The organism is Marinobacter sp. OP 3.4, from assembly GCF_036224885.1.
In the GTDB taxonomy this organism is placed as follows: Bacteria; Pseudomonadota; Gammaproteobacteria; order Pseudomonadales; family Oleiphilaceae; genus Marinobacter.
In genome coordinates this window covers 1-10,475 of record NZ_JAVVLT010000034.1, presented here as the reverse complement: position 1 = coordinate 10,475, position 10,475 = coordinate 1, and the positions used below count along the sequence as shown (strand labels likewise).

Sequence of the window (10,475 nt, the reverse complement as noted above, 5' to 3'; positions counted from 1 at the left end):
CTTGCCGGGTGGTGTGGGAGGGGCGGTGCCTTATGGCTCCCCCCTATCCCGATTGTGGCGCACAAAAAACGCCAGCCCGGAGGCTGGCGTTTTTCCTTGCCCCGCCAGGCGGGGGATCAGGCTCAGGCCACGTCTGCGGACTTCGCCTTCTCGGAGTACTCTTCCATCTGATCGAAGTTCATGTAGCGGTAGATCTCCGACGACATGCTGTTCAGATCCTTGGCGTACTCCATGTACTCGGCCGGTGACGGCAGCTTACCCAGCACCGCGCCAACCGCCGCCAGTTCCGCGGAGGTCAGGTACACGTTGGCGCCATCGCCCAGGCGGTTGGGGAAGTTACGGGTGGAGGTGGACAGCACGGTGGACTTGGCTTCCACCCGTGCCTGGTTACCCATGCACAGGGAGCAACCCGGCATCTCGGTGCGCACACCGGCGGTGCCGTAGGTGTTGAAGTAGCCTTCGTCCATCAGCTGCTGCTGGTCCATCTTGGTGGGCGGGGACATCCACAGGCGGGTCTTCAGCGGCTCCTTGTTCTGCTCAAGCAGCTTGCCGGCGGCGCGGAAGTGACCGATGTTGGTCATGCAGGAACCGATGAACACCTCGTCCACCTTGTCGCCGGCCACTTCGGACAGCACCTTGGCGTCGTCCGGGTCGTTCGGGCAGCAGACGATGGGTTCCTTGATGTCGGCCAGGTCGATTTCGACCACGTGGGCGTATTCCGCGTCCTTGTCGGCGCGCATCAGGCTCGGGTTGTCCAGCCACTCTTCCATCTGCTTGGCGCGACGCTCCAGGGTACGGGGGTCGCCATAGCCTTCGGCGATCATCCAGCGCAGCATGGTGATGTTGGACCGCAGGTACTCGGCTACGGACTCTTCGGACAGGTTGATGGTACAACCGGCCGCAGAGCGCTCGGCGGAAGCGTCGGACAGTTCGAACGCCTGCTCAACGGTCAGGTGCTCCAGGCCTTCGATTTCCAGGATACGACCGGAGAACTCGTTGATCTTGCCTTTCTTCTCAACGGTCAGCAGGCCTTCCTTGATGCCGTACAGCGGGATGGCGTGTACCAGGTCACGCAGGGTGATACCCGGCTGCATCTCGCCCTTGAAACGCACCAGGACGGATTCCGGCATGTCCAGCGGCATGACGCCGGTGGCGGCGGCGAAGGCCACCAGACCGGAACCGGCCGGGAAGGAGATGCCCATGGGGAAACGGGTGTGGGAGTCACCACCGGTACCCACGGTGTCCGGCAGCAGCATGCGGTTCAGCCAGGAGTGGATGATACCGTCGCCCGGACGCAGGGAGACACCGCCACGGGTGCGGATGAAGTCGGGCAGGGTGTGCTGCATTTCCACGTCAATCGGCTTCGGATAGGCGGCGGTGTGACAGAAGGACTGCATCACCAGGTCAGCCTGGAAGCCCAGGCACGCCAGGTCTTTCAGCTCGTCCCGGGTCATCGGGCCGGTGGTATCCTGGGAGCCGACGGTGGTCATGTGGGGCTCGCAGTAGGTACCCGGGCGCACGCCCTGGCCTTCTTCCAGGCCACAGGCCTTGCCGACCATCTTCTGGCCCAGGGTGAAGCCCTTGGTGCCTTCTTCCGGATCACTGGGCAGACGGAAGATGTCGGTGGGGCCCAGGCCCAGGGCAGCACGTGCCTTGGTGGTCAGGCCGCGACCGATGATCAGCGGAATACGGCCACCAGCCTGTACTTCGTCCAGGATGACATCGGACTTGAAGCTGAACTCGGAAATGGTCTCGCCGGCTTCGTTCAGGATCTTGCCGTCATAGGGGCGGATCTCGATGACGTCGCCCATGTTCAGGTCATCAACCGGGGCTTCGAATACCAGGGCGCCGGCGTCTTCCATGGTGTTGAAGAAGATCGGGGCCACCTTGGAGCCGATGCAGACACCGCCGGCACGCTTGTTGGGCACGCCCGGAATGTCTTCACCAAAGAACCACAGTACCGAGTTGGTAGCGGACTTACGGGAGGAGCCGGTACCCACCACGTCACCCACGAAGGCAACCGGCAGGCCCTGGCTCTTGATCTCGTCGATCTGGCTCATGGGGCCGGTCACGCCGGGTTCTTCCGGCTTCAGGCCATCGCGTTCCATCTTGTAGGCAGCGCGGGCGTGCAGCGGGATGTCCGGGCGGGACCAGGCATCCGGGGCCGGGGACAGGTCATCGGTGTTGGTCTCACCGGTCACCTTGAAAACGATCATCTTGGTGCTCTCGGGCACCTTTTTCTTGCTGGTGAACCACTCGGCGTTGGCCCAGGACTCGATCACCTCTTTGGCGACAGCATTGCCGGCGTCCATCTTTTCCTTCACGTCGTTGAAGGCGTCGAACATCAGCAGGGTTTTCTTGAGCTTCTCGCCGGCCAGCTTGGCCAGCTCGTCGTTGTCCAGCAGCTCGACCAGGGTGGCGATGTTGTAGCCGCCCTGCATCATGCCCAGCAGCTCCACGGCCTTTTCCTTGTTCAGCAGCGGGCTGGTCGCCTCGCCCTTGGCAATGGCGGACAGGAAACCGGCCTTGACGTAGGCTGCTTCGTCAACGCCCGGCGGGATGCGGTTTTCCAGCAGGTAAACCAGGAACTCTTCCTCGCCCTTGGGCGGGTTCTTCAGGAGTTCCACCAGTTCAGCGGTCTGCTCCGCATTCAGCGGCTTGGGGGGAATGCCCAGAGCTTCGCGCTCTGCAACGTGTTCACGGTATGCTTCTAACACGATATCGACCCTCATCAGTTGGGGAACCCGCGCGGGCCTCGTGAGCTGGCGGGCGTTGTGTTGTGTGGAAAAGGCCACGAATCGGCGCTGCATTCTATAGGAATCGGGTGTCAAAGTTAAGGTGCCGTTGGTCGTAACTGGTTGTCACGGTGTATACTCCGCCCGCTTAACCCACCTCGAATGACTTGTACCCATGACTGATCTGACCGCCGCCATTGAAGAGATCCATGGCTTTCTGCCCTGTGCCACACCTCGCCAATGGATCGATAATGCCCTGGCCAATCCGGACCTGATGTTGATTGATCATGCCCATTGCGAGAAGAAGGCGGCGTCCACGGCATTGAGCCTGATGTACCGATATGTGGACAATACCGATCTGCTCAATAAGATGTCCCGGCTGGCGCGGGAGGAGTTGCGGCATTTCGAGCAGGTGCTGGCGATCATGAAGAAGCGTGGGATCGCCTATGGCCATTTGTCTCCGGCCCGCTATGCTGCGGGTTTGCGGGAACTGGTGCGGTCGGAGGACCCGGGGCGTCTGGTGGATGTGCTGATTGTCGGCGCCATTATCGAGGCCCGCTCCTGTGAGCGTTTCGCGGCCCTGGCGCCGCACCTGGACGATACCCTGGCGGATTTCTACAACGGCCTGCTGAAGTCGGAGGCCCGTCATTACCGGGATTACCTGAAGCTGGCGGAGCAGGCCAATGGTGGGCCGGTGGATGAGCGGGTAGGGGAGTTCCTGGCCATCGAGAAGCGGTTGATCGAGGAGCCGGATGAGGAATTCCGGTTTCATAGTGGGCCGATTCCGAACTAAAGCAGGAGATATCTCCCAGATATGGGAGAGCTGGGCCGGGAACACTTTTCCAGACCCTGGAGCGCCAGGGACGGCGCTCGTCGAGCTCTATGACCGCCAGGGAAGGCGGGAATGCCGATTTTGCAGGAGCAAAGATCGGCCAAGGACGTACTTGCCGGGCGTGTCCCGGAAAATGGCATCGCCCTGCGGGCTTTGCACCTGATCGTAAGTCCTGTGCCCTTGTTGGTTCAGTAGCCTGTAGATCCGGTGCAAGCAGAGGCTGGTCGGTGAAATTTTTCCAGACACGCCTCGCAAGTACGTCCATGTAGGGCTCCGTCGCGCCATCCCTGGCGCTCCAGGGTCTGGAAAAATCTCCCCAACCAGCCTCTTTACCGGCAATGGAGTTAACGCTCGTAAAAAAAACAGGTGTTTATAACTCCCGACACAATTCCATCCACCGATCAATCCCCGCACTGCGATACTTCTGCCGGTGCAGGATGAAATAGAACTGCCGGTCAAAGCGCCGGTGGGCCGCCGCCCTCAAGGGCACCAGCGACCCCCGGTTGAACGCGTCCTGCAGGCAGACCCGGGACAGGCAGCCGATGCCCAGGTTGGCCTCCACCGCCCGCTTGATGGCCTCCGTGTGCTCCAGCTCCAGCAGGATATTCAGATCCGGCAGCAAACCATGCATGCCCCGCTCGAACGTCTGACGGGTGCCGGAGCCGGGCTCCCGGGCGATCCAGGTGGCGGACTTCAGGTCCTCGTCGTTGAGCCCCTGCTTGTTGGCCAGGGGGTGCTTCGGTGAACAGAAAATCACCAGCTCATCGTTGCGCCAGGGGATCACCTCCAGCTCCGGGGCCTGCAACTCCCCCTCAATGAGGCCAATATCCAGCTCGAAATCCATGACCCGCCTGGCGATGGAGCTGGTATTGGCTACCTCCAGCGACACCCGGGGTTTCGTGGGCGTGTCCATATAGCGGGCCATCACGCCCACCGCCAGATAGTTGCCAATGGTCAGCGTAGCCCCTACCTTGAGTGCGCCTACCTCCGTATGTTTGCTGAAGGCTTGCTCCAGCTCGTTGGCCTGGGCCAGCACGCTTTCCACTTTGGGGCGGTACAGGCGGCCCAGCTCATTAAGCTGCAGTCGTTTGCCGACCCGGTCGAACAGTTTGATGTCGAACTGGTTCTCCAGCTCCTTCAGGGCGCTGCTGGCGGCGGACTGGGACATGGCCAGCGACTCGGCCGCCCGGGTGATGTTCTGGTAGTGGGAGGCGGCCAGGAAAACCTCAAGTTGGCGGAACGTGTACTTCATAATCGGTTTTCTCGAATAACGTTATGAAAATATCCCATTTCATCGATAGGTTACCTTTGGCGTAACATACACTCAATCGCATTTACCCCGTTTCGCAAGAAACCCAGAGATTCAGGTGGACGATCCATTATGAGCAAGATGAACGTAGAGACCGTTACCAGCGTCCGGCACTGGAACGATACGCTGTTCAGCTTTACCACCAGCCGTGATCCGGGCTTCCGGTTCAAGAACGGCCACTTCACCATGATTGGTCTGGAAACCGATGGCAAGCCGCTGATGCGCGCCTACAGCATCGCCAGCGCCAATTATGAGGAAGAGCTGGAGTTCTTCTCCATCAAGGTACAGGACGGTCCGCTGACCTCCCGCCTTCAGAAGATCCAGGTGGGCGATGAAATCCTGGTGAGCCGCAAGCCCACCGGTACCCTGATCCTGGATAACCTGCTGCCGGGCAGGAACCTGTGGCTGATCAGCACCGGCACCGGCCTGGCCCCGTTCATGAGCATCATCAAGGACCCGGAAGTCTATGAGGCCTTCGACAAGGTGATCCTCACCCACGGTGTCCGCTATGCCTCCGAACTGGCGTATCAGGAAGAGATCGAGGGCCTGCCCAACAACGAGTACTTCGGTGAGATGGTGGATGGCAAGCTGCTGTACTACCCCACGGTTACCCGTGAGGATTTCCGCAACCAGGGCCGTCTGACCGATGCCATGCAGAGTGGCAAGCTCACCAGCGACCTTGGCCTGCAGGACTTTGACCTGGAGAACGACCGGTTCATGGTCTGTGGCAGTCCGAGCATGCTCAAGGACACCTGCCGAATCCTGGATGACATGGGCTTCAAGGAGGCCCGTCAGGGCGACCTGGGCCACTACGTCATCGAGCGGGCGTTTGTAGAACAGTAGGACTTCTGAAGCCCCTCGCCTTGAACCCCGGCACCGCCCGGGGTTTTTTTGTGGGCGGTCGTTGCGGGTGTGGACATCGACTACACTCGTGATGCCGACAGGCCGGTGAGTCACCCATCCTGACGGCTGCCCGCCATTGACCAGTCACTGACAGGAGTTGGCTTTTGCGCGTATTACTTCCATTGGTCCTGACGGTGCTGGTGACCGCTCTGAACGCAGTCGCTGCCAGGGCGCAGTCCGATCTCACCCTGTCCCTGTCCGAACCGTCGTTCGAGTGGATTGCCGGCCAGATATTCCGTAATGAATGCAGTGCCCGCGAGGATTGCCTGGTGCACTGGAACCGGGGAGAAGCCTTTCCCTCCCTCGGTATCGGACATTTCATCTGGTATCCGATGGGGGTGGAGGGGCCCTTCCAGGAGAGCTTCCCCTCGCTGGTCACCTATGGCGTACAGCAGGGTGTCGACATGCCCGACTGGTTGGTCTCCCAGGCATCGTTGGGCGCACCGTGGCCTGATCGGGATACCTTCCTGCAGGCGGTGGATTACGATCCGCGTGTCCGGGAGCTACGGGAGTGGTTGGCTGGCCACCAGTCCTTCCAGGCCGCCTTCCTGGTATCCCGGGCCCGGGAAGCCCTGGAACAGGTGATATCCGCTTCCGGCGACCCTGACAGTACATGCCGTAAACTTGATGCCCTGGTCACCACGCCGGGGGGCGTCTATGCCCTGGTGGACTATGTCAATTTCAAGGGCGAGGGCCTCTCCGAATCAGAGCGGTACCAAGGGGTTGGCTGGGGGCTGCTGCAGGTGCTGGAAGCCATGCCCGATGACAGGGCAGATCAGGAAACCGCGCTGGCGGCGTTCAGGCAGGCGGCGGCCCGTGTCCTGACGCGGCGTGCCGAGCTGTCTGGGCGGGCTATCGAACGGCAGCAGTGGCTGCCCGGCTGGCTGAACCGGGTGGATACCTATCGTGAACCGAGCAGCTCAGGCCCATGACGTAACGTTGACGACAGAGGCTCTGTTACCGCAACCAGCTGCGCAGCTTGACCGCCAGGCGCTCGGCATCCGTCAGTTGCTGTCGTTCGGCCAGTAGCCGGGCGAGTACATCCGGTCGGTCGGTGATGATGGCGTCTACCCCCATGTCGATCAGCCTGGCCATTTCCGACGGCTGGTTGACGGTCCAGGCGTGCAGTTCGTAGTCCAGTTGTCTGGCCCGGGCCACGGCTGCGGTGGAAATCCGGTTATGGCGCAGGCCCAGGATATCGAATTGCCCCTCGCGCAGGGGGCCGATGACGAACTGGGCCAGCAATGCGGTTCGCAGGGACGGTTCCATCGCCCTGGCGTCGTTCAGTACGTGGCGTTCGGCGGCGGCGATAACGGTGCCTTCAAGGGCGTCTTCCCGGCGGAGTACCCGCACCACCTGTCGGGCCAGGTCGCGGCTGTTGTGGTCTGGCTTCAGGTCGAGAAACAGGTTGGCCCGGCCACGGGCCAGGTCGATCAGCTGCGTCAGCGTCAGCACCCGCTCGCCCGCATAGTCGGGTGAAAACCAGGCCCCCGCGTCCAGCGTGCGGAGTTCCTCCCACTGCAGGTCCGAAATGCGCTCAGGTCGCCCGACCAGGCGATCCAGGTCCGCATCATGCCACAGGACCAGTTTGCCATCCGCGGTCATGCGGACGTCCACCTCCAGCAGGTCGGCACCGTCGGCAATGGCCCTTTCCAGGGCGCTGGCGGTGTTCTCGGGGGCGACAAACGCGTTACCCCGGTGGGCGATGACGGTGACGTCGTCATGCTCACTAAAGGCCCCCACGATCAGTACCGCCTGAACAACGACGATAACCACCAGTACCGCTTCCAGCAGCCAGGCCCTGACGCTGGTGCTCCGTGGCGGGGCAGGCACATGGTGCTGGCGGGAGTGACCACTGGTGGACAGGTAGACGCGGTAGATCAGCAGACTGTATCCGGCGGACAGGGCAAAGGCCACCGCAATCATCAGCAGGAGGTACAGGGCAACATAAGCCGCGATGGCGGGGATCAAGGCCCGTGGGCTGGCGGGCATGAGGGCCAGGTAGGGCGCCCCCATCACCTGGAACAGGTAGGTAAACAGCAACGGCAGTACGAGCAGCACGCCGCCGCCCATGATCAGCGGCACCATCAACTGGCGTTTGCTGCCATGAATGCGCCGACTGCTGCTCAAAATGGCATCCAGGGCGGTGATCCGTTCCAGGGTGGCGATGGGCACCGCCAGACTCCAGCGCAGGAACAGCCAGCCATTGCCGCAAACCATACCCGCCGTTGCGGCGCCGGCGATACCGAGGAACCACCAGAGTTCCACCGGTCGGGTGATGTTGATGAAATAGGCCTCGTACCCGGATAGCAGGATCCACCATGCGACAGCGATGACCAGCATAAATGGCAGGGCGACCACCAGGTGTCCCACGACCTGGAGCAGGGTCAGCCAGAGCAGGCGACCGGATCGTCGGGCCACCAGCCAGAGTGCAGCGAGGGCCAGGCGATATTCGCCGGCCCTGTCCACCGAGGAGGCAATCACGGTCATGCCGGCCTGTTCCAGGGCCAGGGCGGCCATGACGGCGGTCAGGGTGAGCACCATCCACACCAGGCCACCGGCGGATAACAGGAAAGCCGCCATGCCGCCGGTACTGATGGCTCCCTGGCCGGTTACCGGCTCCAGGACAGAGAACAGGGTGCCCATCGCCGGTGCAAGCACGGCCAGGGTGAAGCCGGTGAAGAACAGGTGGTACAGCAACAGGCTGCGCCGGTGCCGTCGCAGGATACCGAGTGTATCAGTGACCAGTCTCATGGCCGGCTATCGTCGGGCGGATCGGTGGGAAGTTTGGCGGCCTCGTCGAACAGCCGCAGCCGTTGTTCCAGGGTCAGGAAGGGGGGCTGATCCGAGGGCGACAGGGAGCCGAACAGGCGCCCCGGCGTGAAGCGCCAGGTCTCGCAGCGCACCAGGCTTTCGGTACAGGCAAGCAACTGACCGGATTCCCGCAGGAAGAATTTCATGCCGGTGTAGGTGTCTGCCAGCATCAGTTCCCGTTCCTCCAGCCTGTCCTGGCTCAGCAGGCTGCGACCGGTCATGGGAGTGGGCGGTTCGCCGGCTCCGGTCGCGTCCAGGATGGTCAGCGGGATATCCAGTTGTGCCACGATACGATCACGGTCGGCATAGTCCTGCAACTGGTCGGGTTGGGGGGCTCGGATCGCCAGTACGCCGGTGTTGCCGTCAAGGGGAAAGACCGTCCGGTCCTGGCGCACGAAGCCGCCGGATTCGTCGGAGGTGAGCACCACCAGGGTATTATCGAGCACCCCGGACTGTTCCATGTCGTCCAGGAACCCGATCAGTGTCTGCTCCATGACCTGCATGGCATTGCGGCGGGCTTCCTGGGGATCGGTTGGCAGTGGTGTGTTGTCCTTATCGTCGCCCGCGATTTCACCACCGGTATCAAATGGGTGGTGCGTGCCCACGTTCAGCAGGGTCACCAGCCACCGGGATTCGTCCTGGTCAAGTTTCCGGAGACGCGTTGCGATATCGGCAAAATAGACCGGGTCCGGTGGTCCCCAGCCTTCCTGTTCCCCGTTCCCGGTGGCGAAGGCGGCGGCACCGGTGACCCGACTAAAGCCGGCGCGGGGCATGAAACGGTCCTTGCTCATATATTCCAGCGGAGCCGCCTGCCAATAGGCGGTGGTGTATCCCCGAGAGCGCAATGCTTCGGGCATACAGACGGGAAAGGCTTTGGCGTCAGCAACGTCTGCCATTTTGGTGGACAGACGCTGGAAATCCGGATACCGGCCGCACAGGATGGCGAAGGTGCCCCGGTCCGTCTGCCGTTCCATGCTGAGTGCGTTGCGGTACAGGCGGAAGCCCTTGCGGTTGAGGGCGCGCTCCAGCTTTTCCAGTGAAATGGCCGGCGTCAGGTCGTGGTACTCGCTGATGGAGGGGAAATAGGCGGCCGACAGACCTTCCACCATGATCAGCAGGACATTGGGGGGATTGTCGACGTCCGGTTGGGCCATATCGGCCTGGAAATAATCGTCGTCCTCGCCGATCGTGGCGTCCTTCGCTACCTCCTTGCCCACCTGAGAGCCGGCCGGTGCCAGGATGGCGCCCGGGATCTGGGCCAGCAGGCTGGCGACCGGGTTGTTCCGGGCCGTGGTCAGGCTGTGGGAGGCGGCCAGATAGATCAGGGTGGTAACGACGACCAGTACCGCGGCAGAGGTGGCACGGGGTGGCGGGCTCGGTACCAGCCACCGGTAGCTCCGGACCAGCAGCCAGGCAAGGCCAATGTAGACCGGTAACAACAGCAGTTGCGGATTGAGCACCGAGGACACCAGGAAAACCGGATCAGCGCTTTTGCTGATCATGGCCAGGCGAGGGTAGGTGCCGTGGGCCGACAGGTGCATGGCCGAGGCCATCAGCAGGCAGCCGAGGCCAATCACCAGGAAGACCCTGAGCAGGGTGGTGCGGGCCAGCATCAGCAGCCCTGTGAGTATGGCCGCCCCGGCCAGGTCGCTCAGCAGCATGCGGCCTGCCTCGGGCAGCACGCCGCTGTCCAGGAGAAAGCAGACCCGAACCAGCAGCAGCCAGGTGAATGCCATCAGCAATGTCATACCCAGGCGCTGATCCTGGAGGGCCCTGTAAACCGACATATCAGACTCCCATACTAGTGTCCCGTCCGGGTAATTCGTTAGCCTCAGCGTCGCGCCCTTCGGGAGCCACTGAGGGCCTTGATAGCCGCGTTGCG

7 protein-coding genes are annotated in these 10,475 nt (G+C 62.2%); 3 read left to right on the top strand and 4 right to left on the bottom strand.

All coding sequences use genetic code 11. The annotated features are described in order from the left end of the window. Positions 1-122: 122 nt before the first annotated feature. Positions 123-2,717 carry a bifunctional aconitate hydratase 2/2-methylisocitrate dehydratase gene (gene acnB / locus RO069_RS06870; protein ID WP_328186236.1) on the bottom strand — a complete coding sequence of 865 codons (2,595 nt, stop codon included), beginning with the start codon at positions 2,715-2,717 and terminating at the stop codon, positions 123-125. Positions 2,718-2,910: 193 nt separating this feature from the next. Between acnB and RO069_RS06865 the strand changes: the two genes are divergently transcribed. Continuing rightward, positions 2,911-3,528 carry a tRNA-(ms[2]io[6]A)-hydroxylase gene (locus RO069_RS06865; RefSeq protein ID WP_328186235.1) on the top strand — a complete coding sequence of 206 codons (618 nt, stop codon included), beginning with the start codon at positions 2,911-2,913 and terminating at the stop codon, positions 3,526-3,528. A 409-nt stretch (positions 3,529-3,937) separates the two neighbouring features. On the opposite strand, the gene RO069_RS06860 is transcribed toward RO069_RS06865, so the two are convergent. Further along, positions 3,938-4,819 carry a LysR family transcriptional regulator gene (locus tag RO069_RS06860; RefSeq protein ID WP_328186233.1) on the bottom strand — a complete coding sequence of 294 codons (882 nt, stop codon included), beginning with the start codon at positions 4,817-4,819 and terminating at the stop codon, positions 3,938-3,940. 129 nt (positions 4,820-4,948) lie between these two features. Here RO069_RS06860 and RO069_RS06855 point away from each other — a divergent pair, with 129 nt between their 5' ends. Continuing rightward, positions 4,949-5,719: a ferredoxin--NADP reductase gene (locus RO069_RS06855; protein WP_328186232.1), complete on the top strand. Its 771-nt coding sequence runs from the start codon at positions 4,949-4,951 to the stop codon at positions 5,717-5,719. A 164-nt stretch (positions 5,720-5,883) separates the two neighbouring features. Further along, on the top strand, positions 5,884-6,711 hold the full coding sequence (locus RO069_RS06850) for a hypothetical protein (RefSeq protein WP_328186230.1): 828 nt from the start codon (positions 5,884-5,886) through the stop codon (positions 6,709-6,711). 25 nt (positions 6,712-6,736) lie between these two features. On the opposite strand, the gene RO069_RS06845 is transcribed toward RO069_RS06850, so the two are convergent. Together RO069_RS06845 and RO069_RS06840 are read right to left on the bottom strand one after the other, a co-directional pair. Continuing rightward, positions 6,737-8,533 (bottom strand): glycerophosphodiester phosphodiesterase, encoded by a 1,797-nt coding sequence (locus RO069_RS06845; RefSeq protein WP_328186228.1) that lies wholly within the window; start codon positions 8,531-8,533, stop codon positions 6,737-6,739. After that, positions 8,530-10,380, bottom strand: a complete 1,851-nt coding sequence (locus tag RO069_RS06840; protein ID WP_328186226.1) for an LTA synthase family protein — start codon at positions 10,378-10,380, stop codon at positions 8,530-8,532. The genes RO069_RS06845 and RO069_RS06840 overlap by 4 nt, the downstream gene beginning before the upstream one ends. Between the last annotated feature and the right edge of the window lie 95 nt (positions 10,381-10,475).

Coding starts and splice junctions, on each gene's coding strand:
- RO069_RS06865 (WP_328186235.1), top strand. CDS start 2,911: ATGACTGATCTGACCGCCGCCATTGAAGAGATCCATGGCTTTCTGCCC.
- RO069_RS06860 (WP_328186233.1), bottom strand. CDS start 4,819: ATGAAGTACACGTTCCGCCAACTTGAGGTTTTCCTGGCCGCCTCCCAC.
- RO069_RS06855 (WP_328186232.1), top strand. CDS start 4,949: ATGAGCAAGATGAACGTAGAGACCGTTACCAGCGTCCGGCACTGGAAC.
- RO069_RS06845 (WP_328186228.1), bottom strand. CDS start 8,533: ATGAGACTGGTCACTGATACACTCGGTATCCTGCGACGGCACCGGCGC.
- RO069_RS06840 (WP_328186226.1), bottom strand. CDS start 10,380: ATGTCGGTTTACAGGGCCCTCCAGGATCAGCGCCTGGGTATGACATTG.